Below are 25873 nucleotides of genomic sequence, written 5' to 3' on the forward strand. Positions count from 1 at the left end.
GTTTACTCCCCTTTACTGCCTGCAGCTTTTTCTGTTGCCGGGGCAGATGCCGGGGTTTCGCCTTGTGGCTTGTCCATGATCTTGACTTCAATGCCAGGCTTGATGAACTGCAGGCCGTCGGTAATCAAACGGTCGCCCGGGTTCAGGCCTTTCTCAACCAGCCAGTCGCTGCCGACCGTGCGTGAAGCTTGCAGTACACGCATTTCAACCTTGTTGTCGGGACCCACGATCAAAGCCGTTGGTTGGCCCTTGAGGTTGTGGGTCACGCCGATCTGAGGCGCCAGGATCGCATTGCTGTCGATGCCTGCTTCCAGTTGCGCGTGGACAAACATGCCCGGCAGCAGGGTTTCGTCAGGGTTCGGGAACACGGCGCGCAAGGTCACGGAGCCAGTGGCTTCATCGACCGAGACTTCGGAGAACTCAAGGCGACCTTCTTGCGGATACTCGCTGCCATCTGGAAGGGTCAGCTTGACCTTGGCGGCGTTGTCACCGGCTTTCTTCAGGCGGCCGCTGGCCAGATCGCGGCGCAGTTCGAGCATCTCGACCGAGGACTGCGTGACGTCGACGTAGATCGGGTCCAGTTGGGTGATCACGGCCAATGCGTTTGCCTGGCCACTGGTCACCAGTGCGCCTTCAGTGAACAACGAGCGACCAATACGACCGGTCAGCGGAGCCAGAACCTTGGTGTAACGCAGATTGACCTGGGCCGTGTTCAGCGCGGCCTCGGCTTCGAGGCGTGCAGCTTGGGCGTTGTCGTATTCCTGGCGGCTGACGGCTTGCTCGGCGACCAATTGCTTGTAGCGATCAGCCAGGGATTTGGCCGATTGCAGCGTGGCGCGGGCGCTCAGTACGGCGCTTTCATAGATCGCTGGATCGATTTGATACAGCTGCTGGCCGATTTTTACGTCGCTGCCTTCTTTAAAGAGGCGCTTGAGGATGATGCCATTTACCTGGGGCCGAACTTCTGCCGAGCGATAAGACGCGGTGCGGCCTGGCAGGTCGGTGGTCAAGGTAAAAGGCTGGGTTTTCAGCGTGACGACGCCGACCTGAGGGATTTGCGGGGCAGGTGCTGCCTCTTCCTTTTTGCATCCGCTGAGCAGCGAAGCTAGGGCGATGGCAGCAACCAGAGCGGTAACAGCTGGCTTGAATTGCATGAAAATCCTCGGGTCAGGCACGCGAAAGCGCACAAGAATAGTGGAAGGGTAAAGAAAGCTGTTCCGGGTGGATAAGTAGCTTGCTAAGGAATATACTTACATTCATGTCTGTTTGTAAATAGCGGGACACTGTCTCGCCAGGCATTACAGGGCCACTTTTCAAGCCTGAAGTAGACCGGGATAAGGCAAAACAAACGCCACCCGATGTTGGTCCGGACGAGTGATCGCAGCGGCCCGGATCCTCCTGATTGAGGTTGTAATTGCCATGGTGCGTCGTACCAAAGAAGAAGCGCTTGAAACCCGGAGCAAAATCCTCGAAGCGGCCGAGCAGGCCTTTTATGAGCGAGGTGTTGCACGCACGACGCTGGCAGATATTGCCGCGCTGGCGGGCGTCACCCGTGGTGCAATTTACTGGCACTTCAGCAACAAGGCCGAGCTGGTCCAGGCCATGCTCGACAGCCTGCATGAGCCGTTGGATGAAATGGCCAAAGCCAGTGAAAGCGAGAACGAAGTTGATCCGCTTGGCTGCATGCGCCAACTGTTGATTCATTTGTTTCGCCAAGTTGCCACTGATCCGAAAACCCGGCGTATCAATGAAATTTTGTTTCATAAGTGCGAATTCACTGACGAAATGTGTGATTTACGAGCTCAGCGTCAGGTAGCGATGGTCGATTGCAACAGCAGGATTGAGCTTGCCCTGAACAATGCCATTCACCGTCAACAACTCCCTGAAGATCTGGATGCGCGCCGTGCTGCTATCTGTTTGCATGCCTATGTCGACGGAATTCTCGGACAATGGCTGCTGGTTCCCAACAGTTTCGATCTTTACAACGAAGCTGAATCCTGGGTCGACACCGGGCTGGATATGTTGCGTTTAAGCCCGACACTGCGAATCTGCGGCGATATCCGAAAGGGAGTCTAGTAGGCTCAAGCCATATGGCGAGTGAAGTTTTCCCCCTCTGGGCCATTTGATGGCAGCAGGCAGTTATATACGTCTAGCTCGCGGGTTTAAAGTTAGCGAGCTACGTATTTTGTAGTTAAATTGTTATCGCTTGGTTAAACCTCCTACGGCCACGGGCGAATGACCCTAAGCCAAAGCGGTTGAGTGGAGGCTGAACGGCGACATCCTTTCTGGTTATTTCTTTCAATCAACCCTTCCTGCGTCGGCTGCCCTACACTTGAACGACGCTTTGGCTGCACGCCAGAGCAGCCAGAATCGGGGAGCGGGCGACTGCCAACGTGTTTGTCCTCTCTCGACTAAAGCAAACAGACCGCGATGGAGTGGTGTGTCGTGGGGAATTCGAGGAATAACAATAGTGAACAAGATTTACTCGAGTGCTGAATCCGCTTTGCAGGGGCTGGTCGAAGACGGCATGACCCTGGCAGTGGGCGGTTTTGGATTGTGCGGGATTCCAGAGGCGCTGATTGCGGCCTTGCGTGACACCGGCAAGCGCGAGCTGACGGTCATCAGTAACAACGCCGGGGTCGACGGTTTCGGGTTGGGGCAACTGCTGACGACGCGCCAGATCCGCAAAATGATTTCTTCCTATGTGGGGGAGAACAAAGAGTTCGAACGCCAGTACCTGGCCGGCGAGCTTGAGCTGGAGTTCACCCCTCAGGGCACCCTCGCGGAAAAACTGCGGGCGGGCGGGGCGGGTATCCCGGCTTTTTTCACCAAGACCGGTTACGGCACGCTGGTGGCTGAAGGCAAGGAAACCCGTGAGTTCGATGGCGAGTGGTACGTCATGGAGCGTTCGTTGCGCGCCGATGTAGCCTTGGTCAAGGCCTGGAAAGCCGACAAGTCCGGCAATCTGCTGTTCAACAAAACTGCACGTAACTTCAACCCGTTGGCAGCAATGGCGGCCAAGGTGTGTGTGGTGGAAGTGGAAGAAATCGTTGAAATCGGCGAGATCGAGCCTGATCAAGTTCATTTGCCCGGGATTTACGTGCAGCGGCTGGTGCTCAACGCTACTCCGGAAAAACGTATCGAACATCGCACTGTGCGGAGCGCCTGATCATGGCCTGGACTCGTGAAGAAATGGCGCAGCGCGCCTCCCAAGAACTGCAGGACGGCTTTTACGTCAATCTCGGTATCGGCTTGCCTACGCTGGTGGCCAACTACATTCCCGAGGGGATGGACGTGTGGTTGCAAAGTGAGAACGGTCTGCTGGGCATAGGCCCGTTCCCCGCCGACGATGAAGTCGATGCCGACCTGATCAACGCGGGCAAGCAAACCATTACGACCTTGCCGGGCAGCAGCTTTTTCAACAGCGCTGATTCGTTCGCAATGATTCGCGGCGGCCATATCAATCTGTCGATTCTGGGGGCGATGCAAGTCTCCGAGAAAGGCGACCTGGCCAACTGGATGATCCCCGGGAAGATGGTCAAGGGCATGGGCGGTGCTATGGATCTGGTGGCCGGAGTCAAGCGGGTGGTGGTGCTGATGGAGCACACGGCCAAGGGCGGCACCCATAAACTGCTCAAGCAATGCGACTTGCCGTTGACTGGCGTGGGCGTGGTTGACCGGATCATTACCGATTTGGCCGTGCTGGATGTGACCGGGCAGGGGCTCAAGCTGGTCGAGCTGGCAGCGGGCGTCAGTCTTGAAGAGCTGAAAGCGGCCACCGGCTGCGAAATCAACGCTTGAGTCTGTGGGAGCAGGCTTGCTCGCGATGCCCGCGCCGCGGTTTAACTGCCAAACCGCAGTGATGCCATCGCGAGCAAGCCCGCTCCCACAGAAAATTGATGCTGCAAAACGCAAAAAGCCCCTCGCGGGGCTTTTTACTCAAGCGTGAATCAGCGTTCCAGGTCGGCGATCTTGCCTGGGGTGCCATCCCACTCGGCCGCGTCCGGCAGAGGGTCTTTGCGTTCAGTGATGTTGGGCCAGATTTCAGCCAGCTCGACATTCAACTGAATAAAATTCTCCATGCCAGCAGGCACTTCATCTTCAGAGAAGATCGCCTGTGCAGGGCATTCAGGCTCACAAAGCGCGCAGTCAATGCACTCATCCGGGTGAATCACCAGGAAGTTCGGGCCTTCGTAAAAGCAGTCCACCGGACAGACTTCTACGCAGTCGGTGTACTTGCACTTGATGCAGTTGTCGGTGACGACGAAGGTCATTTCTAATTCTCTCCTCAGGCGGCGGCAGCGAAGCCCTTCCAGAACGGGTTCGCCGGGTTCGGGAGTGATATCTACAGACCAGGCTAAAAGGTCAGTAGCATCCCGAACCGCGCGCGATTCTAGCAGCTTTTAAAGGCGTGTCTTTAATGTGTAGAGCAAATCAAGTGCTTTACGCGGCGTAATGTTGTCCAGATCCAGCCTGGAAAGGTCATCCAGCACCGGGTGAGGGAGGCTGGCAAACAGGTCGCTTTGCTGCGGTGCCGACTTTTTGCCAGGGGTCGCCGGGGGTACTTCGTGGGGCAGGCTGGTGGTCTCCAGACGGCTCAAATGCTCGCGGGCACGGGTGATGACATTGGCTGGAACACCCGCAAGCTGTGCCACTGCCAAGCCATAACTCTGGCTCGCAGGGCCAGGCAACACATGGTGCAGGAACACAATGCGTTCGTTGTGCTCGGTTGCGCTCAAGTGCACGTTGGCGACCAGCGGTTCGTTCTCGGGCAGTACCGTCAACTCGAAGTAATGGGTGGCGAACAAGGTGTAGGCCCGTAATTGGGCGAGACGTTCTGCCGCAGCCCACGCCAGCGACAAGCCGTCGAAGGTGCTGGTGCCGCGACCGACTTCATCCATCAGCACCAGGCTGCGGTCGGTGGCGTTGTGCAAGATGTTGGCGGTTTCGCTCATCTCGACCATAAAGGTCGAACGGCCGCCCGCCAGGTCATCGCTGGAGCCGATCCGGGTGAAGATACGGTCAACCAGCGACAGCTCGCAGCTGGCTGCCGGAACAAAACTGCCGATGTGGGCCAGCAGGACAATCAATGCGGTCTGGCGCATGTAGGTCGATTTACCGCCCATGTTCGGGCCGGTGATCACCAGCATGCGCGTGTTGTCATCCAGCGCCAGATCATTCGCCACAAATGGGGTGGTCAGTACTTGCTCGACCACCGGGTGACGACCCTGGCTGATGCGCATGCACGGCTCGTCCACAAAGCGCGGGCAGTTCAAGTCCAGGTTCAGTGCACGCTCGGCCAGGTTGCTCAGCACATCCAGCTCGGCCAGTGCGGCGGCGGTGTCTTGCAGCGGTGCAAGGTGGCTGATCATTTCTTCGAGCAGTGCTTCGTAGAGCATCTTCTCGCGGGCCAGGGCCCGACTTTTGGCCGACAGGGCCTTGTCTTCGAAGGCTTTGAGCTCCGGGGTGATAAAGCGTTCGGCGCCCTTGAGCGTTTGGCGGCGGATGTAATCAGCCGGTGCCTGCTCGGCCTGCTTGCTTGGCAACTCGATAAAGTAGCCGTGTACCCGGTTGTAACCGACCTTGAGGTTGGCCAGGCCAGTGCGGGCTTTTTCCCGGGCTTCCAGATCAATCAGGAACTGCCCGGCGTTTTCGCTCAGTGACTGCAGCTCATCGAGCTCGGCGTCGTAACCGGTTTTCAATACGCCGCCATCGCGGATCACGGCTGGCGGATTGTCGTTGATTGCTTTTTCCAGCAGGGCTCCCAGCTCGGGGTAGGTGCTGGTAGTCGTGGCCAGTTGTTGCAGATGCGGCGCTTCGAGTCCGATCATTGCATCTTGCAGTTCAGGCAATGCGTTCAAGGCATCGCGCAGGCGTGCCAGATCGCGGGGGCGAGCATTGCGCAGGCCGATACGGGCCAGAATACGCTCCAGATCGCCGATTTCCTTGAGCTGTGGCTGCAGCTTTTCGAAGCGATAGCCGTCCAGCAAGCAGGTGATCGATGACTGGCGAGCCAGCAGCACGTTGAGGTCGCGCAACGGACGGTTCAGCCAGCGGGTCAGCAAGCGGCTGCCCATCGAGGTCTGGCAGCGGTCGACCACCGACTGCAAGGTGTTGTCGCGTCCGCCCGCGAGGTTGGTGTCCAGCTCCAGATTGCGTCGGCTGGCGCCGTCCAGTACGACGGTGTCGTCCAGGCGCTCATGGCGCAGGCTGCGCAAGTGGGGCAGGGCCGTGCGCTGGGTTTCCTTGGCGTAGCTGAGCAGGCAACCTGCGGCGCCAATGGCCAGGGTCAGGTTTTCGCAGCCAAAGCCTTTAAGGTCTTGGGTCGAAAACTGCTGGCACAGACTTTTCAGGGCCGAGTCGCGTTCAAAATCCCACGGCGCGCGGCGACGAACCCCACGACGTTTTTCGGCCGGCAGGCCTTGTGGCCAGTCATCGGGAATCATCAGCTCGACCGGGTTGATGCGCTCAAGCTCTGCCAGCAGGTTTTCCCAGCCCTTGATCTCCAGTACCGAGAAGTTGCCGCTGGTGATGTCCAGAACGGCGAGGCCAAACAAGCGCTCATCGCCGAGCACGGCGGCAATCAGGTTGTCGCGGCGCTCATCCATCAGTGCCTCATCACTGACCGTCCCCGGCGTGATGATACGCACGACCTGACGATCAACCGGCCCCTTGCTGGTGGCCGGGTCGCCGACCTGCTCACAAATCACCACCGACTCGCCAAGCTTGACCAGCTTGGCCAGATAGCCTTCAGCTGCATGGTAAGGAATCCCGCACATCGGGATCGCCTGACCTGCAGACTGACCGCGTGCAGTGAGTGTGATATCCAGCAATTTGGCGGCTTTCTTCGCGTCTTCGTAGAAGATTTCGTAGAAATCGCCCATGCGATAGAACATCAGCTGATCAGGGTGCTGATTCTTCAGGCGCCAGTACTGCTGCATCATCGGCGTGTGGCTGGACAGGTCGGAAGTATTTTTACTCATCAGGGCTTAGGCGGATTCGTTCAGAAGTGGGGGAAAGGCAGGCCGTGGCCTGAGGTTTTCGCAATGGGCGCAAGGTTAACATGTCAGCCCCTTGCATCTACAGGTGCGCAAGGAGGGGCGCTTGCGCGTGGCTATAAATAGAAGAAATAGCATTTGCCATCAATAAACACGGCCAGCACTATTGCCGTCATGTCCAAACGAACTGTTTCAACCGTCCTTAAAGAGCTGCTTGCCCGGCACGGAATCAGCGCGATGGCGCTGCACCGTAGCACTGGGGTGCCGCAGCCCACGTTGTCACGTATTTTGAGCGGTAAAATTGTCGACCCTTCCGACAGGCATATCTCCAAAATCGCCGAGTACTTCCACATCAGCACCGATCGTCTGCGTGGCCGGGATGACCCCTGTACGTTTGCCGCGTCAGAAGCCGGCTTGCATCACCCTGAGCTGCGCGATATTTGCCTGTGGGACGACGATACCCCGGTGGCGGACGATGAAGTGTCCATTCCGTTTTTGCGCCAGGTCGAACTGGCAGCGGGCTCCGGGCGTTTTGCCATTGAAGAGAGCGAGCGCGCCAGGCTGCGTTTCGGCAAACGCAGCCTGCGTCATAACGGTGTGGAATTCGATCAGGCCAAATGCGTGACCGTGCGCGGTGACAGCATGCTGCCCGTTCTGCGCGATGGCGCTACGGTCGGGGTCAATGCTGGCAAGCGTACGCTGGAGGAAGTCATTGATGGCGATCTCTATGCGGTCAATCACAATGGTCAGTTGCGGGTCAAACAACTGTATCGCCTGGCGGGAGGGCTCCGTTTGCGCAGCTTCAATCGCGATGAGTTTCCCGATGAGGATTACGCCTACAACGATATGGAGGATGAGCAGTTGGTGATCCTCGGGCATGTATTCTGGTGGGGCATGTACGCACGCTGACCCTCGCATTTAAGAAGCAACCCACAAGTCAGTGGGTTTTTTTTCGTCATCAAAAAGACCATTCACGCCGTAATTGTTGGCTTTTTCCGGCTTGCTGAAATCATCCGAATAAATATATGCACTGGTGCATTGACTGTATATCCATACATGCATAGTCTTTGCTGCATGGCGGTCCACGATGTAACTCAAGCAGGGATGTGGCGTAACAGAGGGCGCCCGCTGTACAGCCCGAGCCAGAAATTGGCGCTTATCAATAAGGACACAGGAGTGATGACATGATTAATGAGCCGCAGGTTTTGCTGGAAATGCCGGTTTTACTGGTCATCCTTCTTGCCTTGGTGGGCGGTGTTTTTGGTGAGATGTGGCGGGCGGACAAGGACGGAGCAAGCGGATGGTTGCTGTTGCGGCGCCTGGCGCTGCGTTCGGGGGCATGCATGGTGTGCGGTGTGTCGACCTTCATGCTGCTGTACTCGGCAGGGATGTCGATTCTGGCGGCCGGGGCACTGGGGTGCCTGACCGCGCTGGCCGGTGCGGATGCGGCCATCAGCCTGTACCAGCGCTGGGCCGCCAGGCGGCTTGGGGTCGATGGTTCGGCTGGCGACTCGCGGATCGAGCCATAGCAGACGCTATTTTGGTGTAGGTTATGGCGCAGACGCGCCCATCAGGAGAGGACCGTGGACCGAATATCTCAACTTGCGACTGAACTTGGGCTGCTGTTACAGGCTCTTAATGCCCAGGTGACGACCGCCGAATCCTGCACCGGCGGCGGCATCGCTGAAGCCATCACCCGCATCGCCGGCAGCTCCGCCTGGTTCGAGGCGGGATTCGTGACCTACTCCAACCAGCAAAAAACCAGGCAACTGAATGTCCCCGAGCCCTTGTTCACTCAGGTGGGAGCGGTCAGTCGCGAGGTGGTTGAGGCGATGGTGCGTGGTGCGCAGGTGCAAAGCGGGGCTCGATTTGCCGTCGCCGTGAGTGGCGTTGCCGGCCCGGGTGGCGGTTCGCCAGAGAAGCCGGTCGGCACTGTCTGGCTGGCGTGGGGCGATGGTGATCAGGTGACGGCCGAGCGCAGGCACTTCCCCGGTGATCGCGAAGAGGTCCGCCAGCAAACGGTGATTGCCGCTCTGGAAGGCTTAATACGCCGAACGGTACGAGAAATAAAAAATGAGGGGTAGGCGATCGTTTAACCCTGTGGAATAATACTGGCTACTTATACAGTTATCGGCCGTCGGGCCTTATTGATTACGAGAGGACTTTAATGGACGACAACAAGAAGAAAGCCTTGGCTGCGGCCCTGGGTCAGATCGAACGTCAATTCGGCAAGGGTGCCGTGATGCTGATGGGCGACCAGGAGCGTCAGGCAGTTCCGGCGATCTCCACGGGCTCCCTGGGTCTGGATATCGCACTGGGCATTGGCGGCTTGCCAAAAGGCCGTATTGTTGAAATCTACGGTCCAGAGTCGTCGGGTAAAACCACGCTTACCCTGTCCGTGATTGCACAGGCGCAAAAGGCGGGTGCAACGTGCGCTTTCGTCGACGCAGAGCACGCCCTTGACCCTGAGTACGCTGCCAAACTGGGCGTAAACGTTGATGACCTGCTGGTTTCCCAGCCTGACACCGGCGAACAGGCACTGGAAATCACCGACATGCTGGTGCGTTCCAATGCGGTTGACGTGATCATCATCGACTCCGTTGCTGCACTGACGCCAAAAGCTGAAATCGAAGGCGACATGGGCGATACCCACGTTGGCCTGCAAGCCCGTCTGATGTCCCAGGCGCTGCGTAAAATCACCGGTAACATCAAGAACGCCAACTGCCTGGTTATCTTCATCAACCAGATCCGCATGAAAATCGGCGTGATGTTCGGCAGCCCGGAAACCACTACCGGTGGTAACGCGCTGAAGTTCTACGCTTCGGTACGCCTGGATATCCGTCGCACCGGCGCCGTGAAAGAAGGCGATGTGGTAGTAGGCAGCGAAACCCGCGTCAAAGTGGTCAAGAACAAGGTGGCACCGCCATTCCGCCAGGCCGAGTTCCAGATCCTGTACGGCAAGGGCATCTACCTGAACGGTGAGATGATTGACCTGGGCGTGTTGCACGGCTTCGTTGAAAAAGCCGGTGCCTGGTACAGCTACAACGGCAGCAAGATCGGTCAGGGCAAGGCCAACTCCGCCAAGTTCCTGGACGACAACCCTGATATCAAGGATGCGCTGGAGAAGCAGCTGCGTGAGAAGTTGCTGGGGCCAAAGACCGACGCTGAGCTGGCAGAAATGAAAGTCATGCCAAAACTGAGCAAGGCTGCCAAAGAAGCTGCAGCACTGGCTGAAGCTGAAGAAATGGAAAACGCTACCGACAGCGATAACTGATAGACATCATGATCGCCGTTCTGGATACCCCCGTCGCAGTGCGACGGACTGCAATGGACCTGCTCGCGCGACGCGAGCACGGTCGAGTCGAGCTGACGCGCAAGCTGCGTCAGCGCGGGGCTTGCCCCGACATGATTGACGCCGCCCTTGACCGTCTGACGGAAGAGGGGCTGTTGTCCGAGTCTCGTTATCTCGAGAGCTATATCAACTACCGTGCCGGTTCAGGTTATGGCCCTTTGCGAATTCGCGAAGAGCTTAGCCAGCGTGGCCTGGTGCGTGGGGATATCGAGGAGGCGCTGCGAGAGTGTGGTTTCAACTGGCAAGAGCAGCTGGAAGATACCTGGCGCCGCAAGTTTTCCGGTCAGTTGCCTGTCGATGCGAAGGAACGTGCCCGCCAGGGGCGCTTTTTAAGCTACCGAGGGTATCCGCTTGAAATGATCGGCCGCTTGTTGAGCGGCCGAGAGTTTGAAGACTGACAGCCGCTGTGGGAGCGAGCCTGCTCCCGAAGTTCGTTCGCGAGCAGGCTCGCTCCCGCAGGGTGTATTTTCAGTCCGCTACGGATGCGGGCTGTGAGGACGTAATCGAACGGTCAACTGTCTCCCAGTTTTGCGGCAGGTTGATAAAATCGACCAGTTCGCGCAACCGCCCCTGATTGCGCCCGCTAAATGCAAAGCCCAGGCAGGTAAGGTGGTTGAACTTGGGGTCTTCATGCTCAAAGCTGCAATATCCCTGTTGATGGAAACCATCACTCAAGCAAATATCGGCAAAGTCTTTCTGTATCGCCTTGAGCGCCAACGCGCTGAGAGGTCGCTTCATGCGGATGACAAAGGTCTTGTTCAACCATCGGCTTGAATGAAAGTTGCTGTAGAACTGGTTGATTTCAGCAAGCGCCTCTTCAGCGCTATGTACCAAGCGCATCAACTTCAAATCGTTGGGCAGAATGTACTGGTGGGCCTCCAGTTGGTTGTGAATGAAGTCCAGCGCCCCCTGCCAAAACGAACCGCCTGGCACATCCAGCAAAACTACCGGTACCAGCGGGGTCTTGCCGGTCTGCATCAGTGTCAGCACCTCCAGCACTTCATCCAGCGTGCCAAAGCCGCCCGGGCACATCACCAGAGCATCTGCTTCCTTGGTGAAAAACAGTTTGCGGGTAAAGAAAAAGTGAAACGCCAGCACATTGGGAGTGCCGTTGATGGTGGGGTTGGCCCGTTGCTCGAAGGGCAGGGTGATGTTGAAACCCAGGCTATGGGCCAGGCCTGCACCTTCATGGGCTGCGGCCATGATGCCCGCACCGCCGCCGGTAATGACCATGATGTCGGACTTGGCCAGCACGCTGCCCATTTCCCGGGCCAGCGCATAGAGCGGGTGTTCGATAGGGGTTCTGGCCGAGCCGAAGACTGTGACTTTGCGTCGCCCCTTGAACTGCTCCAGAGTTCGAAAGGTTTTTTCGAGCTCGCGGATGGCTTGCAGAGTGATTTTGGCATTCCAGCGATCAAGATCGTCGTGGGCCATGCGCAACACGGTCAGCAACATTTCTCGGTAAAGCGCCCGGTTCGGGCTGTCGGGGGCGACCCGTTGCAGTTGCTCGTCGACTTCATGAGCAAGATCCAGCCCCTGTTCCTGGAAGTGCAGCGTCAGGGTGTCATTGGATTGATCAGGCATGTATTTCTCCTTCTACACAACATCCTTGAAGGCGCCGCAGGTGGGCAGCCGCAGAGACACAGAGTGTCACCATGATGGTTCGATGATGGTCCCGGTATGTCTTGGCTGGCAATAGCTAATTGCCTGACCTACATGGAGTTTGGTGCGAGGAGGTCATGCGGGGGAACGTAGTGTCGAGGCCTGTGGCAGGCTCATGCGCCGTACCGGGAGGTACGGCGTGTCAGTGAGGTTACTTTTTGCGCTGGCAGTTTTCAGCCCGAAAATCCTGGATCAGGACCGGACTGTTGGTTTTGTATTCCTTGAAGCTGTAGCGCAGCGTCGCACCTTGAGCCATCAGGGTGCGGAAACCTGCGTTGCTGCAAACACTGCGACCCAATTGCGGGACTGTTTCTTCAGGATTGGAGCGCATCTGGGCGGACAATGTAGGACTGGCCTCCAGATTGTTGATCAAAACAGTACCGTCTACCGTAAAGCCTTTGTCCAGCAGGTCCGCATTGATAGCCCGTGGTTTGCCTTCATTGCTTTTCGCGGCAACCTTGAGCAGGGTTTTGTTCAACTCAAAATCCTTGAGAGAAGCCGCTTGTGCAGCCAGAGGCAGTGCAAGCATAAGAGCGACGGTCGGAATGATATGGCGCAGCATGAAACTCTCCTGATTTCAGTGACCCAGGCTTAGACCGGCCACATATCTGTGCGTTCAGTGGCGCGGGAGTATAGGTCAGCATGAGTTGGCAGGAAATGCCAAAGGTCATGGATTCGCGCCCTGTTACTGCGCCTCTGTTAAACTTGCCGCCTTTCTCTTGTGAATCCGTTGGTGTGCCAATTCTGGCAAATGGACGGTTGGCGCCTTTAAGTAAAAATCCATGACCCTGACGACCTTTCCCCCGAATTCTGTAGCCCGTTTACGAGACGAGCGCGAAGAGGAGAGCACCAAGCCTTACCTGGCGCGTGGCTCACGAGCCCCGCGTTGCCATACCTGTCGCGTGATTGAAAGCCACTGCCTGTGCAACTGGCGGCCAAAGGTCAGCACGCGCTCGGGTGTGTGTTTGGTCATGACTAAAAAGGAAGTGTTCAAGCCCAGCAATACAGGTTGGTTGATTGCGGACGTAGTCAGCGACAACTTTGCCTTTATCTGGTCGCGAACCGAGACCGACGATGCACTGCTGGCATTGCTGTCCGATCCGCAGTGGCAGCCATATCTGGTGTTTCCCGGTGAATACGTCGCCCCTGAGCGGGTAACGCACACGGTGGACCTGGACAGCAGCAAGCGCCCGCTGTTTATCCTGCTGGATGCAACCTGGACCGAGGCCCGCAAGATCTTTCGCAAAAGCCCGTATTTCGATGCCTTGCCTATTTTGAGCCTGCTGCCTGAAAGGCTGTCGCGCTACCGGCTGCGGCGCTCCACACGAAGTGAGCATCTGTGTACCGCAGAAGTGGCCAGTTTATGCCTTGAGCTGGCCGGCGATACCGAGGCTTCAAGTGCGCTGGATGCCTATTTCGATGTGTTCAGCCAGCATTACCTGGACGCGAAAAACCAGCTGCCGATGAATGAATCCAGCGTCGCACACCAGGAACTGGGCGTTTTTGTAAAAGACCTTCCCCGGAATCGGGCTCAATAGACTAAAGAAGTAGCGCTACACTTTTCCGGCAGATGCAAGCGAGTGCCATTGTTCGTATTTGGATGATGGCGCCGTGATAGCTTCCCCTTGGACCCAGGCGTCAGGTTTTCAACTTGACCACCCCCGTTTCGCTGGGCATGCTTGGCGCCGATTCGGCTGAAGTAGCTGCTAAAACACTTATATTTGCCGACGTTTAGCGTAAATCGCGCCCTTTGACCCCTAGTCTTTGAGCTATTGCTCGAGTTGCCTTAGCGAGTGCTGGAATTCATCAGGGCTCGCCTGAAAAACAGGATCATTTAAAAAATGGCCACATACGAAATCCTGATTGCCGACGACCATCCGCTGTTTCGCAGTGCCTTGCACCAGGCTGTGAGCATTGGGCTGGGCTCTGATGTTCGCCTGGTTGAGGTTGCCAGTATTGCTGAGCTTGAAACACAGCTGGCAATCAAGGCCGATTGGGATCTGGTGCTGCTCGACTTGAACATGCCGGGCGCTTACGGTTTCTCCGGGCTGGTGTTGTTGCGTGGTCAATACCCGCAGATCCCGGTAGTGATGGTTTCAGCTCAGGAAGAAGCCTCGATCATGGTGCGGTCGCGGGAATTTGGCGCCAGTGGTTTTATCCCAAAATCCAGCTCGCTGGATGAAATTCAAAACGCCGTGCGCGCAGTGCTGGATGGTGATGTGAGCTGGCCGCCCCAGGCGTTTGAAGAAGTTCAGGTGTCGGCTGAGGCCAAGGCCGCCAGCGAAGGCCTGGCCAGCTTGACTCCACAGCAGTTCCGGGTGCTGACCATGGTGTGTGAAGGTTTGTTGAACAAGCAGATCGCCTATGAGCTGAGCGTTTCCGAAGCAACCATCAAGGCCCACGTGACAGCGATTTTCCGCAAGCTGGGAGTTCGCACGCGAACCCAGGCCGCGCTACTCTTGCAGCAACTTGAATCAATTTCGAGCCATTAACCTGCGAGCCTTCACGCTTTTTTGACGAGGCGTGAACTAGCGTCCCTTTCTCATTTTTTTGCGCAGTTGCCTATCTATGTCGCCTTTCAAGGGTAAAACCGGATTTAAACGGATTTTGAATGCCAGCGGTTACTCGCTGGACGGTATGCGCGCAGCCTTTACTGGCGAGGCGGCTTTTCGGCAGTTAGTGTTGCTGAACGTGATATTGATCCCGCTGAGCTTCCTGCTGAATGTGAGCCGGGTAGAGCGGGCCTTGCTGATCGCTGTATGCCTGTTGGCATTGATTGTGGAATTGTTGAATTCGGCGATTGAGGCAGTGGTTGACCGTATCTCCCTCGACTTGCACCCGTTGTCGAAAAATGCCAAGGACATGGGCAGCGCCGCCCAGTTTGTGGTGCTGACCATGATTGCCGTGGTATGGGCGGTCATTCTGCTTTAAGCGATGGTCGGTAATACGATCTCGTCGCTGCGCTGAACCCCTGCGGTGAAGGCGCGGCACAGTTCCAGAAACTCGCGCATGGCAGACGTCTGATACTTCTTTTTGTGCCAGATAAAGAAAAACTGTCGGGCCAGATCCAGGTCAGGTGTTTCCACGGCGACCAGGCTGCCGCGGCGAAAAGCGTCGCGCAACGCCAGGCGTGAGATGCATCCAATGCCCAGTCCCGACTCCACCGCCCGTTTGATCGCTTCAGTGTGCTCCAGCTCCAGGCGAATATTGAGCGCAGTTTGGTGATGGCGCATGGCTTGATCGAACGTCAGGCGGGTGCCGGAGCCCTGCTCGCGCAAAATCCAAGCTTCACGGGTCAACTCTTCCAGTGTGGCGTGACCACGAACCGCCAGCGGATGCTGCGGAGCGCAGAAAACCACCAGTTCATCCTCTACCCAGCTCTGGACTTCGATGTCCGGATGGGCGCAATCGCCTTCGATCAGACCCAGGTCAATTTCGTAATGGGCGACTTGTTGCACGATATGGGCTGTATTTTGAACCACCAGCTTGACCTGACTTTCAGGGTGCGCCTGCATGAAGCTGCCTATCAGCAGGGTCGCCAGATAGTTGCCGATGGTCAGTGTGGCGCCCACGGTCAATGAGCCAAAGCCGGATTTGCCGTTGAGCAGGTCTTCGATTTCCTTGGCCTGATCCAGCAGGGCGACGGCCTGAGGCAGCAGTTGGCGGCCCAGAGCATTAAGGCTTAAACGCTTGCCCGCACGGTCGAACAGCTGGCAGCTGGTTTGGCGCTCCAGCTCGGTAATCGAGGTACTGGCAGCAGATTGTGAAAGGGCCAACAAACCAGCAGCGCGAGACACGCTCTCTTGTTGGGCGACGGCAACGAACACCTGGAGTTGTCTGAGAGTAAATCGCATATCGATATAACCGATAACCCTTATCTTGATAATTCAGTTAACAGATATTGTCGCCGCCATTAGAATGCTGTGCAATCGCGCCCATAGTCAGCGCAGGCGAAATTAGGAGCCCCGTACATGAGCAACATGAACCACGAACGTGTCCTCAGTGTTCATCACTGGAACGACACCCTGTTCAGCTTCAAGTGCACCCGCGACCCGGGTCTGCGCTTCGAGAACGGTCAGTTCGTGATGATCGGCCTGCAACAGCCCAACGGCCGTCCGCTTATGCGTGCCTACTCGATCGCCAGCCCGAACTGGGAAGAGCATCTGGAGTTCTTCAGCATCAAGGTGCCGGATGGCCCGCTGACCTCCCAGTTGCAGCACTTGAAGGAAGGCGACGAGATCATCATCAGCAAAAAACCTACGGGTACGCTGGTGCTGGACGACTTGAAGCCGGGCAAGCATCTGTACCTGCTCAGCACCGGTACTGGCTTGGCGCCATTTATGAGCGTCATCCAGGACCCGGAAACCTACGAGCGTTTCGAAAAAGTGATCCTGTGCCACGGCGTGCGTTACGTCAATGAAGTCGCCTACCGCGAGTTCATCACCGAGCACCTGCCACAGAACGAGTTCTTCGGCGAAGCGCTGCGTGAAAAGCTGATCTACTACCCAACCGTGACCCGCGAGCCGTTCGAGAACGAAGGCCGTCTGACCGATCTGATGCGCAGCGGCAAACTGTTCAGCGACATCGGTCTGCCTCCAATCAACCCGCAGGACGATCGTGCCATGTTGTGCGGCAGCCCGAGCATGCTCGACGAAACCAGCGAAGTGCTGAACAGCTTCGGCCTTAAAGTTTCGCCACGTATGCGTGAGCCGGGTGACTATCTGATCGAGCGCGCCTTCGTCGAGAAGTAAACCGCACCGATCAAAAAAATGTGGGAGCGGGCTTGCTCGCGATTGTGGAGTTCCAGTCACCGCACAGGTGTCTGAAAGACCGATATCGCGAGCAAGCCCGCTCCCACATTGCGTTTCAGATCACTGCTTGGGAATTACCTCAAGCACCCGGATCGTGCCGGGTTCAGGGTAATGCCAGCGTACGTCCAGATCCCAGAACTGCGCGCCGTACTCTCGTTCGGGGGTGGGCGTCTGGTAGGCCGGGCGCGGGTCTTGCGCCAGGCATTGCTCAATCAGTGCCACCAGCGGCTCCTGGAGGCGTAGAGCCTGTGTATGAGCCTGTTGCAGGGCCGTATCGGCCCATGCCACGGGAATCAACACCGGTGCCGCGCTGGCCATGCCATTGCTGGCATCGGCAATGATGTCCGCGTAAGGCACATAGGGTTTGATATCGAGAATCGGCGTGCCGTCGAGCAGGTCGATTCCTGAAATCCACAAGCGATTGGCTTCAACCTTGTCCAGCTTGACCACAGACTGACCGATGCCATTCGGGCGGTGGGTGGCGCGGGTTGCAAACACTCCCATCGACTTGTTGCCGCCCAGCCGTGGCGGGCGTACTTTTAGTCGGGGTTTGTCTTCGAGCGCTTGATGGAACACGAACAAAAGCCAGACATGGCTGACCTGCTCCAGCCCTTGCACCGCATCGCCCTGATCGAAAGGCGCGACCAGTTCCAGCACGCCACGGGCGGCCGGAGCCAGTTGCGGCTGACGGGGGATCGCGAACTTCTCCTTGAAGCAGGAGCGCACAAATCCGATGGGGGAGACGGTATAGGTCATCGAAAGAAACCTTGTAGTCGCTGCCGCAGGCTGCGATGGGCTGCGGCAGCGGCCCTTGGTAGATAAGGACTTGAAGATCTTTCAGATCTTATCGCAGCCTGCGGCAGCGACTACAAAAGCGATAGTGTTTTCAGTCGCGAACGCGCAGGGTCAGGCCTTTCAGGAAGTTGCGCAGCAACTGGTCGCCACAGGTGCGGTAGTTGGTGTGGCCGAACTTGCGGAACAAGGCGCTCAGCTCAGGCTTGGATACCGGAAAACCAGCAGCCTTGAGGATGGCGTGCATGTCGTCTTCCTTGAGTTCGAAGGCCACGCGCAGTTTTTTCAGGATGATGTTGTTGGTCACCGGCAGCTCAACAGGCATCGGTGCACGGCTTTCGTCCTTGCCGCGCTTGAAGATCACCAGGCCATCAAGAAAGTGCGCCATCACGTCGTCAGGGCAACGAACAAAACCTTCTTCTTCGTCTTTTTTCAGGTAGGTCAGTACGTCTTCCTTGGTGACTTCAAGACCACCAAGCTTGATGATTTCGACAACCTTGTTGTCGCTGATGTCGAGCATGTAGCGCACGCTACGCAGTACGTCGTTATGAATCATGTGGGTAATCCTGATATTCAGCAGTGAGCACCGCAGGCATTGCTGCGGTGTCGAAATGTTCGGTGTGGGGCTTAGAACTTTTCTTTGGCGCTCATGTAGCGCCATTGGCCAACGGGCAATTTACCCATCGACACGCCACCAATACGGATCCGGCGGATAGAGATGACCGTCAGGCCGACGGCCTGGCAGAAGAGTGCAATGACCCCCGGCTGCGGATTTTTCATCGCAAAGCGCAGGCGGTTTTCACTCTGCCAGCTGGCCTTGACCGCGGGCAGCTCGCGACCCTTGTAGGTCATGCCATGATTGAGGCGGTTCAAACCGTGGGGTGCCATCTCGCCAGAGACTTCAACCACATACTCCTGCTCGATCTTGTTGGCATCGGCCGTCAGCTTGCGCACGATTTTCCAGTCTTGAGTAAACACCAGCAGGCCGCTGGCGTTGGCTTGCAGCTCGTTGCCAACGCTCAGGCGCAGGAAGTGGCCTTTTAGCGGGCGCTTGCCGAAACGGTGCTCCTCGCTCAGGGTTTCAGGGCCGATCAACGCCAGGGCGCTGTCAGTGTCCAGGCCCGCCGGGGCGTTCAACAAGATGGTCACCGGCTCTGGCGCAGTAGCCTTGGCCTCTGGGTCCAGCTCGACTTTTTGGTTGTCGACCTTGAATTGCGGCTCGTCGATGACTTCGCCATCTACCGTGACCCAGCCACCTTCAATGAACAGTTCGGCCTCACGGCGGGAGCAGCCGACGAGTTCGATGAGGCGTTTGGAGAGACGTATCGGTTCAGACATGACAGGGGCCGTATAGGAATTGGGCGGCTATTGTACCCGCCTGGCGCCGGTTAAGCCCGGCAACATTTGCCTTATGCACGTGCTGGGCGTTTATACCGCAGGTGCAGCAATGGATACGGTTGGCCCAGGCCGTCTTTTTCGCAGCGCCCGGTGACCTCAAAACCTTGCTTGAGGTAGAAGCCAATGGCTTGCGGGTTCTGCTCGTTGACGTCGAGGCGCTCGGCATTCAGTTCGTTGATGGCGAACATCAGCAGGCACCTGCCTATGCCTTGGCCCCGGTAATCGGGGTGGATAAACAGCATTTCCACCTTGCCTCCCGCTACGCCCGCAAAGCCGGTTATGCGTTTGCTGACGGGATCCTTGCAGCAGATCAGCATCACGGCATCCAGGTATTGATCTTTGACCAGACCCCGTAACAGTTGGATATAGCTGTCAGGCAAAAAGTCGTGGGTAGCCCGTACCGATGCTTCCCACACGTCGGTCAGTTCATCGAAGTCTGTAAGGCGTGGCGTATGAATAACCCATTGTTGTTGCATCAAGCGTGTCTCCTGACACAGGTTGGGATAGCGATGGATTAACGATAGTCGTAAAAAAAGCCCTGGCGCGAGTGCGGCAGGGCTTTTTGAGAGGCAGTTGCGGTTTAGATCACTTCAGCCCACAAGTCATACTCGTCGGCGTCGGTGACGCGACACATGATCTTGTCGCCCGGCTTGATGTCTTTTTCGGTAGCGATAAACACGTTGCCGTCGATTTCCGGTGCGTCGAAGAAGCAGCGGCCAACAGCGCCTTGCTCATCAACTTCGTCGATCAGGACTTCGATTTCCTTGCCGATTTTCATCTGCAGGCGTGCGGCGCTGATGGCCTGTTGGTGGGCCATGAAGCGGTCCCAGCGATCCTGCTTGACGTCGTCCGGCACGATGGCCGCGTCCAGCAGGTTGGCGGGGGCGCCTTCTACTGGCGAGTACTGGAAGCAACCCACGCGATCCAGTTGCGCTTCGGTCAGCCAGTCGAGCAGGTACTGGAAGTCTTCTTCGGTTTCACCCGGGAAGCCGACGATGAAGGTCGAACGGATAATCAGGTCCGGACAGATCACGCGCCAGTTTTTGATGCGGGCCAGGGTCTTGTCTTCAAACGCAGGGCGTTTCATGGCCTTGAGCACTTTGGGGCTGGCGTGCTGGAACGGGATGTCCAAGTACGGCAGGATCTTGCCGGCGGCCATCAGCGGGATCAGTTCGTCAACGTGCGGGTACGGGTAAACGTAGTGCAGGCGGACCCACACACCCAGCGAGCTAAGCGCTTCGCAGAGTTCGGTCATGCGGGTCTTGACCGGGGCGCCGTTCCAGAAACCGGTACGGTACTTAACATCAACGCCGTAGGCGCTGGTGTCCTGGGAAATCACCAGCAGTTCTTTTACGCCAGCCTTGACCAGGCGCTGGGCTTCGTCGAGGACGTCACCCACCGGACGGCTGACCAGCTTGCCGCGCATCGACGGGATGATGCAGAAGCTGCAGCTGTGGTTGCAGCCTTCGGAAATCTTCAGGTAGGCGTAGTGACGCGGCGTCAGCTTGATGCCTTGAGGCGGCACCAGATCGATCAGCGGGTTGTGATCCTGGCGCGGTGGCACCACCTGGTGCACGGCGTTGACCACTTGCTCGTACTGCTGCGGGCCGGTCACGGCGAGCACGCTTGGGTGCACGTTGCGGATGTTGCCTTCTTCGACACCCATGCAGCCGGTCACGATGACCTTGCCGTTTTCCTTGATGGCTTCACCGATCACTTCCAGGGATTCAGCTTTCGCGCTGTCGATGAAGCCGCAGGTGTTGACCACAACGACGTCAGCGTCCTGGTAGGTGGAGACGACGTCGTAGCCTTCCATACGCAGCTGCGTAAGGATGCGTTCGGAGTCGACCAGCGCTTTCGGGCACCCTAGTGATACAAACCCTACACGTGGATTATTACTCATATACTCATAGCCTGCAGGGTTCGCCCTGGTCGAATTTCGTGGCGCGCGATTCTAATCGCTGATCAAAAAATGCGCAAAAGCAATTGTTGCTATTGGTTGTTGTTCTCATTTATGGGTGGAAGTATTGAAGGCAGGTATCGGCAAGGTATTTAGTTATCTTCGTTTCTCAGACCCTCGTCAGGCAGCTGGCAGTAGTGCGGATCGCCAGCTTGCCTACGCTGCAACTTGGGCAGCTAAGCAGGGTATGGAGTTAGATGCCACGCTCACGCTAAAAGATGAGGGGTTATCTGCCTACCACCAGCGTCACGTAACGCAGGGGGCATTGGGTGTTTTCCTTCGTGCGATCGAGGACGGTCGAATCGCCAGCGGATCAGTTCTGGTCGTTGAGGGTTTGGATCGCTTGAGCCGTGCTGAACCTATCCAAGCCCAGGCTCAGTTGGCCCAGATCATCAATGCAGGTATTACAGTCGTTACCGCCAGCGATGGCCGTGAGTACAACCGGGCAAGTCTTAAGGCCCAGCCAATGGACCTGGTCTATTCGCTCCTGGTGATGATACGGGCGCATGAGGAGTCCGACACAAAGAGCAAGCGTGTAAAAGCGGCTATCCGTCGGCAGTGTGAAGGGTGGATGGCTGGCTCATTCCGTGGGTTGATACGCAATGGTAAAGACCCGCAATGGTTGCGTTGGAGCGAGCAGGGTTGGGAACTGATCCCTGAGCGCGTCAGCGCTGTACGTCGAGCTTTGGAGTTGTATCAGCAAGGTCTTGGTGCTGGGCGTGCAGCCAAAGTGATGCACGAAGAGGGGTACGAACTGTCCAGCTGGGGAGTTTCTGGTCAACAAGTTTACCGACTCATCAAGCTACCAGCTTTGCGCGGGGCCAAGCGGCTGGCAGTGGATGGGGAGGCTTACATGCTCGAGGAGTATTACCCCCGGATTCTTTCCGACACGGAGTGGGCCGAACTGCAGCATCTGGCTGGCCAACGTCATCGACGCCGTGGGGCTGGAGAGATACCCGGAATTATTACCGGCATCGGTCTCACCTATTGCGGTTACTGCGGTACCGCATTGGTGGCTCAAAACATCATGCACCGTCGGCGTGCGGACGGGAGCCTTTCCGATGGTCATAGACGCTTGCACTGCACTTCATACAGTAAAAGAGGAGGCTGCTCAGCAAGTGGCAGCTGCAGCGTAGTGCCAGTCGAGCGTGCGCTACTTAACTTCTGTTCGGACCAGCTTAACCTGCAGCGTTTGCTGCAGGTGGGCGACGATGGGCAAGGCATTCGCCAGCAGCTGGTGGTTGCCCGAGCAGCAGTAGAAAAAATCACTAAGCAGCTCGGCAAGATCACAGAGGCGCTTTTGGATGATGACAGTGGCGCAGCTCCCATCGCATTTGTACGCAAGGCACGCGAGCTGGAAGCGCAGCAGGTCATTGCGGAACAGAAGGTCGTGCAGCTGGAATACGGATTGGCAGCAGTGTCTGGGACTTCACAACCAGCGCAAGCAGAGCGATGGGAGGAGCTTTCGGAGCTGGTCTGCACTGACGATTACACTGCGAGAGAGAAGGTTCGCCAGTTGGTCATGGATACGTTCGAGCGGATTGTCATCTACATGAGGGGTCTTGAACCAGACGGCCGAAAAGGCCAATTCATTGATGTGCAGTTGCTCTCTCGCACGGGACAGCAGCGGCTGATTCAAATTGATCGACGCAGTGGCGAGTGGGTATCAAGTGAAGATTGGGATTAAGGTCGGCCTGTGTTACTGTTCATATATACAGTGATAGCTAGGTGCCGTTATGGTTTTTCATCCCGTTCCCCTTTTTCATTCGTCCACACATTACGAAGAACTGAGTCGACGAGTTCATCGACAGATTAATAGTTCGGCCGCGCAGGCTTCACGACGGACGATAATTGTCCGGCAGTCCGGAGAGCGGATAGGTGATTGGGATAAATTTATCGAGCAACTGGACTCAGAGGAAAGCGTGCGAGTAACTCGTCTGGATGAGGGTTCTGTGTATTTGAACTGGACCAACCAGCACTCTGGCTGCTATGCCTGCGGTTAATTAATGTTTTATTTAATAACCCGCGGGCATTGACTCATGCTTAGCCTGCGGCTAACGTATCTCCATTAGTTCAGGTGAGCGTTTCTAGCGATCCTGATCGCAATGGAGGCTCACCACATGTACACCCTCATCCTTTCCCCTGATGCTCGGTCACAGCTGGCCGGGCAGGTCACTCAGAACGGCACCTTTATTCACTCACTTCACGCCGGAAACGGGGTGATCTGCGCTATGGCCTACGTGGTGATCGAACAGTGCGCCAATACCGTATCCGTGCGGGTCGAATTGGGCGATAGCGTCAACAGCACCACATTAATCCACCGTGAAGATACTGCTGAGCAGGTCGCCCTTTTCTTGGAAGAACTGGCAAACGGTGTTTCTCTGGGCAGCGTGCCGGAGGTCGACGAGCACCTGGTGGTGGGTGATGTGGAATCAGTGCTGCGTGACGCGGTTCAACTTGGTCAAGGTACCTACTACCTTCCTGCTGACGGGGTCGAACAACTTGGCCTTTTGCTGCGTCCCAGCTGTAGCGATCCTGCGCGCACAGTCTTTCGCTTTGAGTTGGACAGTGTCGGGCTGACCCTACCGCTGCTGCTGCCCAGTGATCGGGTGCTGGCCTACGAGCTGCTTTCTGGTTGCGTGCAAGAGCTGGTTGCCAACTACCGCTGCGCGGCTTGAGGGGGCGACTATGACTATGACCATCACTATTTCGGAGCCGGACACCAAGCGATTGTTCGACCGAAGCATTGCCGGCTACAGAAGTGCAAATACTGACCTCGATGTAGCCATCAATAACGAAAACTGGGGTGCGATAAATATTGCGCAGAGCAATCGAGAACTGCACGCCAACACTATCGCGCTAATCGTAAACATGTACGCAGACACCACAGCAGAACAAGGGGCACGGCCATGATCGGTATTCCCAAAACAGGCACCCTGGAACATGGCTTTATCAGCGCCAATGTCACTAGCGGTTACCAGTTCACTACCATCGACGGTCGCCCAGCGCGACTGGCTATCATCGACGACCAGGGCAATGTCGTTGAGTCCGGCGATGCAGTGGCACGGGAAGCGTGGAACGTGTGCATTGCTGTGATTAAGAACTTCAAGATTGGCCAGGGCCATATCGTGGTGCATAGCGCACCACCAGGCTTAGCCAAGCGGAAAGCACCGAAACCCAATCGTCTTTAATTCCTAATCACGAGAATTACCTCCATGCCTATTCGCCACATGACCATGCACATGATCGACAAAAAGCCCGACGGCCTACCCGCGATCCTTCATATCCGTGACTCCGAACTGCCGGTGTCGACTGCGACTGAAAGCCTGATGTCGGACCTAAACGAAAGCTACAACGCGAAGGCTGGCAAGTCGTGGGGCTTTTTCCATGTTGAGTCTGGCGCATACCCATTCAGCGGGTGGTTGGCCAAGTATCTGGCCGGTACCGAAGACTTCACCGCGTTTAGTCGTGTAGCGGTGGAGCACCTTACAAAACTGATGGAAGAATCCAACCTTTCTGTAGGTGGCCACGTACTGTTTGTGCATTACCAGCAAGGCATGACCAATTACTTGGCCATTGCCTTGTTGCATCAAAGTGAGGGCGTAACTGTTAGTGAGGATCTAGACGTTGCCCCATCGCGACATCTGGATCTGAGCAAATTGCACCTGGCTGCACGGATCAACATTTCCGAGTGGCAGAACAACAAGCAGTCCAAGCAGTACATTTCCTTCATCAAGGGCAAGAACGGGCGCAAGGCTACGGATTATTTCCGTGACTTCATCGGGTGTCAGGAGGGTGTCGATGCACCTGGTGAGACGCGCACGCTGCTCAAGGCATTCAGTGACTTTGTTGAAAGCGAAGATTTGCCCGAAGAGTCTGTTCGTTATCGCACCAAAACTCTGATCGATTACGCCACCACCATGGCCAAGCTGGGTGAGCCAATGGGGCTGGAGGAGCTTTCGGGACTGATCGACGAAGAGCGGCCTAAGGCTTTTTACGATCACATCCGAAACGTGGACTACGGCCTGTCGCCAGAGATCCCGGCAGACAAGCGAACTATCAACCAATTTCGACGATTCACTGGCCGGGCCGAGGGCCTGTCGATCAGCTTCGAGTCGCACCTGCTGGGGTCGAAGGTTGAGTTCGACGAAGAGGGCGGGACGCTGACCCTGCGCGGGTTGCCGAGCACGCTGATGGATCAACTCAAGCGTGCCAAAGCCTAACGCTGGCCCCCTACGCCGGTACTTTGGCAGATGGTCAATTACCCCAACAGCACGCGCTGCCAGTGTTCTTCACCAATGATGGCGATGGGCATGCCTTCCTCACGCAGCTCTACCGCGCGGAGAATTTTGGTGCCGTAGCTGCTGTGTAGCCATTGCTCATTACCGATGCTGCCGACTACCAGGTAGTCAACCTTCTTGCTGACGCCGGGAGCGATATTTGCACCAAGTTCGCGCACTAGACGCTCGCATTCCTTACGCGGTCCAAAGGCCATGGTGCCGGTAAATACGAATGCGCGGCCCTCACAGACGATGTTGGGCTCTGGTCGGTTAAGAGGCAGGGGGTTGGGGGTGCTGTAGGCTTTGGCAGTGGGACCCGCAACACTGAGGCCGGCGAAGCCACGGAGGGTATCGAGCAGCTCGGCAGATTCTTCTGCGTCCAGCTCGCCGTCTTGGAGCATCAAGTTGATGCGTTTATACAGCAAGTTGATCACTGGATCATCTAGATGTGCCAACTGAGTTTCGATCCATTGACGCAGGAACTTGGCCTCGTCAATGGTAACTACGCCGTCAGCAGCGATGCCCGCGGCCAGACCAGCTAGCACGTCGGCGCTACGGCGATCCATGCGATCAGCATTGAAGAAACGGCTGTTCTTAAACTCGTTGTGCAGATCAGACAT

The 25873-nt window shown here is 56.8% G+C and carries 30 protein-coding genes; 18 read left to right on the top strand and 12 right to left on the bottom strand.

Annotated features, from left to right (window positions below):
• Window positions 1-2 precede the first annotated feature (2 nt).
• Window positions 3-1154 (bottom strand): efflux RND transporter periplasmic adaptor subunit, encoded by a 1152-nt coding sequence (locus VSQ83_RS04800; RefSeq protein WP_219260780.1) that lies wholly within the window; start codon window positions 1152-1154, stop codon window positions 3-5.
• A gap of 265 nt (window positions 1155-1419) precedes the next feature.
• Here VSQ83_RS04800 and VSQ83_RS04805 point away from each other — a divergent pair, with 265 nt between their 5' ends.
• The 3 genes from VSQ83_RS04805 to VSQ83_RS04815 all read left to right on the top strand — a co-directional run bounded on the left by VSQ83_RS04805 (window position 1420) and on the right by VSQ83_RS04815 (window position 3801).
• Window positions 1420-2076 carry a TetR family transcriptional regulator gene (locus tag VSQ83_RS04805; RefSeq protein ID WP_326425486.1) on the top strand — a complete coding sequence of 219 codons (657 nt, stop codon included), beginning with the start codon at window positions 1420-1422 and terminating at the stop codon, window positions 2074-2076.
• A gap of 394 nt (window positions 2077-2470) precedes the next feature.
• On the top strand, window positions 2471-3169 hold the full coding sequence (locus VSQ83_RS04810) for a CoA transferase subunit A (protein WP_019827861.1): 699 nt from the start codon (window positions 2471-2473) through the stop codon (window positions 3167-3169).
• A gap of 2 nt (window positions 3170-3171) precedes the next feature.
• Window positions 3172-3801, top strand: a complete 630-nt coding sequence (locus VSQ83_RS04815; RefSeq protein WP_133075829.1) for a CoA transferase subunit B — start codon at window positions 3172-3174, stop codon at window positions 3799-3801.
• Between the two features lie 149 nt (window positions 3802-3950).
• On the opposite strand, the gene fdxA is transcribed toward VSQ83_RS04815, so the two are convergent.
• Both fdxA and mutS read right to left on the bottom strand, forming a co-directional pair.
• Window positions 3951-4274: a ferredoxin FdxA gene (gene fdxA / locus VSQ83_RS04820; RefSeq protein WP_133075828.1), complete on the bottom strand. Its 324-nt coding sequence runs from the start codon at window positions 4272-4274 to the stop codon at window positions 3951-3953.
• Window positions 4275-4403: 129 nt separating this feature from the next.
• Entirely contained in the window at window positions 4404-6983 is a 2580-nt protein-coding gene (gene mutS, locus VSQ83_RS04825; protein ID WP_326425488.1) for a DNA mismatch repair protein MutS, read from the bottom strand.
• 189 nt (window positions 6984-7172) lie between these two features.
• Between mutS and VSQ83_RS04830 the strand changes: the two genes are divergently transcribed.
• The 5 genes from VSQ83_RS04830 to recX all read left to right on the top strand — a co-directional run bounded on the left by VSQ83_RS04830 (window position 7173) and on the right by recX (window position 10748).
• Window positions 7173-7907 (top strand): LexA family transcriptional regulator, encoded by a 735-nt coding sequence (locus VSQ83_RS04830; RefSeq protein ID WP_133075826.1) that lies wholly within the window; start codon window positions 7173-7175, stop codon window positions 7905-7907.
• A gap of 275 nt (window positions 7908-8182) precedes the next feature.
• On the top strand, window positions 8183-8527 hold the full coding sequence (locus VSQ83_RS04835) for a phage holin family protein (RefSeq protein WP_133075825.1): 345 nt from the start codon (window positions 8183-8185) through the stop codon (window positions 8525-8527).
• Between the two features lie 54 nt (window positions 8528-8581).
• The gene (locus VSQ83_RS04840) at window positions 8582-9082 is read left to right on the top strand and encodes a CinA family protein (RefSeq protein WP_133075824.1); all 501 of its coding nucleotides are present in this window, start codon (window positions 8582-8584) and stop codon (window positions 9080-9082) included.
• 83 nt (window positions 9083-9165) lie between these two features.
• Entirely contained in the window at window positions 9166-10272 is a 1107-nt protein-coding gene (gene recA / locus VSQ83_RS04845; RefSeq protein WP_133075823.1) for a recombinase RecA, read from the top strand.
• Between the two features lie 8 nt (window positions 10273-10280).
• A complete protein-coding gene (gene recX, locus VSQ83_RS04850) occupies window positions 10281-10748 on the top strand; it encodes a recombination regulator RecX (protein WP_219260777.1) in 468 nt (155 codons plus the stop codon).
• Window positions 10749-10818: 70 nt separating this feature from the next.
• On the opposite strand, the gene VSQ83_RS04855 is transcribed toward recX, so the two are convergent.
• Together VSQ83_RS04855 and VSQ83_RS04860 are read right to left on the bottom strand one after the other, a co-directional pair.
• Window positions 10819-11934 (bottom strand): TIGR00730 family Rossman fold protein, encoded by a 1116-nt coding sequence (locus VSQ83_RS04855; RefSeq protein WP_133075821.1) that lies wholly within the window; start codon window positions 11932-11934, stop codon window positions 10819-10821.
• 229 nt (window positions 11935-12163) lie between these two features.
• On the bottom strand, window positions 12164-12574 hold the full coding sequence (locus tag VSQ83_RS04860) for a PA3611 family quorum-sensing-regulated virulence factor (RefSeq protein WP_019827851.1): 411 nt from the start codon (window positions 12572-12574) through the stop codon (window positions 12164-12166).
• A 220-nt stretch (window positions 12575-12794) separates the two neighbouring features.
• On the opposite strand from VSQ83_RS04860, the gene VSQ83_RS04865 reads away from it, so the two are divergent.
• The 3 genes from VSQ83_RS04865 to VSQ83_RS04875 all read left to right on the top strand — a co-directional run bounded on the left by VSQ83_RS04865 (window position 12795) and on the right by VSQ83_RS04875 (window position 14943).
• Window positions 12795-13550 (top strand): tRNA-uridine aminocarboxypropyltransferase, encoded by a 756-nt coding sequence (locus VSQ83_RS04865; RefSeq protein WP_133075820.1) that lies wholly within the window; start codon window positions 12795-12797, stop codon window positions 13548-13550.
• A 303-nt stretch (window positions 13551-13853) separates the two neighbouring features.
• A complete protein-coding gene (gene erdR / locus VSQ83_RS04870) occupies window positions 13854-14504 on the top strand; it encodes a response regulator transcription factor ErdR (RefSeq protein ID WP_326425490.1) in 651 nt (216 codons plus the stop codon).
• A 76-nt stretch (window positions 14505-14580) separates the two neighbouring features.
• Window positions 14581-14943: a diacylglycerol kinase gene (locus VSQ83_RS04875; RefSeq protein ID WP_133075819.1), complete on the top strand. Its 363-nt coding sequence runs from the start codon at window positions 14581-14583 to the stop codon at window positions 14941-14943.
• Here the strand turns inward: VSQ83_RS04875 and VSQ83_RS04880 are convergent.
• Window positions 14940-15866 carry a LysR family transcriptional regulator gene (locus VSQ83_RS04880; protein ID WP_219260776.1) on the bottom strand — a complete coding sequence of 309 codons (927 nt, stop codon included), beginning with the start codon at window positions 15864-15866 and terminating at the stop codon, window positions 14940-14942. The two genes, VSQ83_RS04875 and VSQ83_RS04880, sit on opposite strands and share 4 nt — an antisense overlap.
• Before the next feature lie 117 nt (window positions 15867-15983).
• Here VSQ83_RS04880 and fpr point away from each other — a divergent pair, with 117 nt between their 5' ends.
• Entirely contained in the window at window positions 15984-16763 is a 780-nt protein-coding gene (gene fpr / locus VSQ83_RS04885; protein WP_019827846.1) for a ferredoxin-NADP reductase, read from the top strand.
• Window positions 16764-16883: 120 nt separating this feature from the next.
• Here fpr and tsaA read toward each other — a convergent pair whose 3' ends face one another.
• The 5 genes from tsaA to rimO all read right to left on the bottom strand — a co-directional run bounded on the left by tsaA (window position 16884) and on the right by rimO (window position 20916).
• Complete coding sequence (gene tsaA, locus VSQ83_RS04890) at window positions 16884-17579, bottom strand: tRNA (N6-threonylcarbamoyladenosine(37)-N6)-methyltransferase TrmO (RefSeq protein WP_133075817.1); 696 nt, start codon at window positions 17577-17579, stop codon at window positions 16884-16886.
• Window positions 17580-17709: 130 nt separating this feature from the next.
• On the bottom strand, window positions 17710-18171 hold the full coding sequence (locus VSQ83_RS04895) for a DUF1456 family protein (protein ID WP_095003025.1): 462 nt from the start codon (window positions 18169-18171) through the stop codon (window positions 17710-17712).
• A gap of 71 nt (window positions 18172-18242) precedes the next feature.
• Window positions 18243-18953, bottom strand: a complete 711-nt coding sequence (locus VSQ83_RS04900; protein ID WP_133075816.1) for an rRNA pseudouridine synthase — start codon at window positions 18951-18953, stop codon at window positions 18243-18245.
• A gap of 71 nt (window positions 18954-19024) precedes the next feature.
• Complete coding sequence (locus tag VSQ83_RS04905) at window positions 19025-19489, bottom strand: GNAT family N-acetyltransferase (protein WP_133075815.1); 465 nt, start codon at window positions 19487-19489, stop codon at window positions 19025-19027.
• A 104-nt stretch (window positions 19490-19593) separates the two neighbouring features.
• On the bottom strand, window positions 19594-20916 hold the full coding sequence (rimO, locus tag VSQ83_RS04910) for a 30S ribosomal protein S12 methylthiotransferase RimO (protein WP_326425494.1): 1323 nt from the start codon (window positions 20914-20916) through the stop codon (window positions 19594-19596).
• 124 nt (window positions 20917-21040) lie between these two features.
• On the opposite strand from rimO, the gene VSQ83_RS04915 reads away from it, so the two are divergent.
• The 6 genes from VSQ83_RS04915 to yejK all read left to right on the top strand — a co-directional run bounded on the left by VSQ83_RS04915 (window position 21041) and on the right by yejK (window position 25196).
• Window positions 21041-22660, top strand: coding sequence for a recombinase family protein (locus VSQ83_RS04915; RefSeq protein WP_326425497.1), 1620 nt, complete (start codon window positions 21041-21043; stop codon window positions 22658-22660).
• A gap of 49 nt (window positions 22661-22709) precedes the next feature.
• Entirely contained in the window at window positions 22710-22976 is a 267-nt protein-coding gene (locus tag VSQ83_RS26755) for a DUF1654 domain-containing protein (protein ID WP_442800224.1), read from the top strand.
• Between the two features lie 117 nt (window positions 22977-23093).
• Window positions 23094-23651: a hypothetical protein gene (locus tag VSQ83_RS04920; protein WP_326425500.1), complete on the top strand. Its 558-nt coding sequence runs from the start codon at window positions 23094-23096 to the stop codon at window positions 23649-23651.
• A gap of 10 nt (window positions 23652-23661) precedes the next feature.
• Entirely contained in the window at window positions 23662-23886 is a 225-nt protein-coding gene (locus VSQ83_RS04925) for a hypothetical protein (protein ID WP_326425502.1), read from the top strand.
• On the top strand, window positions 23883-24164 hold the full coding sequence (locus VSQ83_RS04930; RefSeq protein WP_326425505.1) for a hypothetical protein: 282 nt from the start codon (window positions 23883-23885) through the stop codon (window positions 24162-24164). Before VSQ83_RS04925 ends, VSQ83_RS04930 begins: the two co-directional genes overlap by 4 nt.
• Before the next feature lie 24 nt (window positions 24165-24188).
• Complete coding sequence (gene yejK / locus VSQ83_RS04935) at window positions 24189-25196, top strand: nucleoid-associated protein YejK (protein ID WP_153367594.1); 1008 nt, start codon at window positions 24189-24191, stop codon at window positions 25194-25196.
• Between the two features lie 38 nt (window positions 25197-25234).
• On the opposite strand, the gene VSQ83_RS04940 is transcribed toward yejK, so the two are convergent.
• A complete protein-coding gene (locus VSQ83_RS04940; protein WP_326425511.1) occupies window positions 25235-25873 on the bottom strand; it encodes a BRCT domain-containing protein in 639 nt (212 codons plus the stop codon).

Origin of the sequence: Pseudomonas sp. DSV-1, from assembly GCF_035830915.1 — a bacterium.
Lineage (GTDB): Bacteria > Pseudomonadota > Gammaproteobacteria > Pseudomonadales > Pseudomonadaceae > Aquipseudomonas.

Bases quoted from the DNA above. Each gene is read 5' to 3' on its own strand.
- VSQ83_RS04800 (WP_219260780.1), bottom strand. From the start codon at position 1,154: ATGCAATTCAAGCCAGCTGTTACCGCTCTGGTTGCTGCCATCGCCCTA.
- VSQ83_RS04805 (WP_326425486.1), top strand. From the start codon at position 1,420: ATGGTGCGTCGTACCAAAGAAGAAGCGCTTGAAACCCGGAGCAAAATC.
- VSQ83_RS04815 (WP_133075829.1), top strand. From the start codon at position 3,172: ATGGCCTGGACTCGTGAAGAAATGGCGCAGCGCGCCTCCCAAGAACTG.
- fdxA (WP_133075828.1), bottom strand. From the start codon at position 4,274: ATGACCTTCGTCGTCACCGACAACTGCATCAAGTGCAAGTACACCGAC.
- mutS (WP_326425488.1), bottom strand. From the start codon at position 6,983: ATGAGTAAAAATACTTCCGACCTGTCCAGCCACACGCCGATGATGCAG.
- VSQ83_RS04830 (WP_133075826.1), top strand. From the start codon at position 7,173: ATGTCCAAACGAACTGTTTCAACCGTCCTTAAAGAGCTGCTTGCCCGG.
- VSQ83_RS04835 (WP_133075825.1), top strand. From the start codon at position 8,183: ATGATTAATGAGCCGCAGGTTTTGCTGGAAATGCCGGTTTTACTGGTC.
- recA (WP_133075823.1), top strand. From the start codon at position 9,166: ATGGACGACAACAAGAAGAAAGCCTTGGCTGCGGCCCTGGGTCAGATC.
- recX (WP_219260777.1), top strand. From the start codon at position 10,281: ATGATCGCCGTTCTGGATACCCCCGTCGCAGTGCGACGGACTGCAATG.
- VSQ83_RS04855 (WP_133075821.1), bottom strand. From the start codon at position 11,934: ATGCCTGATCAATCCAATGACACCCTGACGCTGCACTTCCAGGAACAG.
- VSQ83_RS04860 (WP_019827851.1), bottom strand. From the start codon at position 12,574: ATGCTGCGCCATATCATTCCGACCGTCGCTCTTATGCTTGCACTGCCT.
- VSQ83_RS04865 (WP_133075820.1), top strand. From the start codon at position 12,795: ATGACCCTGACGACCTTTCCCCCGAATTCTGTAGCCCGTTTACGAGAC.
- erdR (WP_326425490.1), top strand. From the start codon at position 13,854: ATGGCCACATACGAAATCCTGATTGCCGACGACCATCCGCTGTTTCGC.
- VSQ83_RS04875 (WP_133075819.1), top strand. From the start codon at position 14,581: ATGTCGCCTTTCAAGGGTAAAACCGGATTTAAACGGATTTTGAATGCC.
- VSQ83_RS04880 (WP_219260776.1), bottom strand. From the start codon at position 15,866: ATGCGATTTACTCTCAGACAACTCCAGGTGTTCGTTGCCGTCGCCCAA.
- fpr (WP_019827846.1), top strand. From the start codon at position 15,984: ATGAGCAACATGAACCACGAACGTGTCCTCAGTGTTCATCACTGGAAC.
- tsaA (WP_133075817.1), bottom strand. From the start codon at position 17,579: ATGACCTATACCGTCTCCCCCATCGGATTTGTGCGCTCCTGCTTCAAG.
- VSQ83_RS04895 (WP_095003025.1), bottom strand. From the start codon at position 18,171: ATGATTCATAACGACGTACTGCGTAGCGTGCGCTACATGCTCGACATC.
- VSQ83_RS04900 (WP_133075816.1), bottom strand. From the start codon at position 18,953: ATGTCTGAACCGATACGTCTCTCCAAACGCCTCATCGAACTCGTCGGC.
- VSQ83_RS04905 (WP_133075815.1), bottom strand. From the start codon at position 19,489: ATGCAACAACAATGGGTTATTCATACGCCACGCCTTACAGACTTCGAT.
- rimO (WP_326425494.1), bottom strand. From the start codon at position 20,916: ATGAGTAATAATCCACGTGTAGGGTTTGTATCACTAGGGTGCCCGAAA.
- VSQ83_RS26755 (WP_442800224.1), top strand. From the start codon at position 22,710: ATGGTTTTTCATCCCGTTCCCCTTTTTCATTCGTCCACACATTACGAA.
- VSQ83_RS04920 (WP_326425500.1), top strand. From the start codon at position 23,094: ATGTACACCCTCATCCTTTCCCCTGATGCTCGGTCACAGCTGGCCGGG.
- VSQ83_RS04925 (WP_326425502.1), top strand. From the start codon at position 23,662: ATGACTATGACCATCACTATTTCGGAGCCGGACACCAAGCGATTGTTC.
- VSQ83_RS04930 (WP_326425505.1), top strand. From the start codon at position 23,883: ATGATCGGTATTCCCAAAACAGGCACCCTGGAACATGGCTTTATCAGC.
- yejK (WP_153367594.1), top strand. From the start codon at position 24,189: ATGCCTATTCGCCACATGACCATGCACATGATCGACAAAAAGCCCGAC.
- VSQ83_RS04940 (WP_326425511.1), bottom strand. From the start codon at position 25,873: ATGTCTGATCTGCACAACGAGTTTAAGAACAGCCGTTTCTTCAATGCT.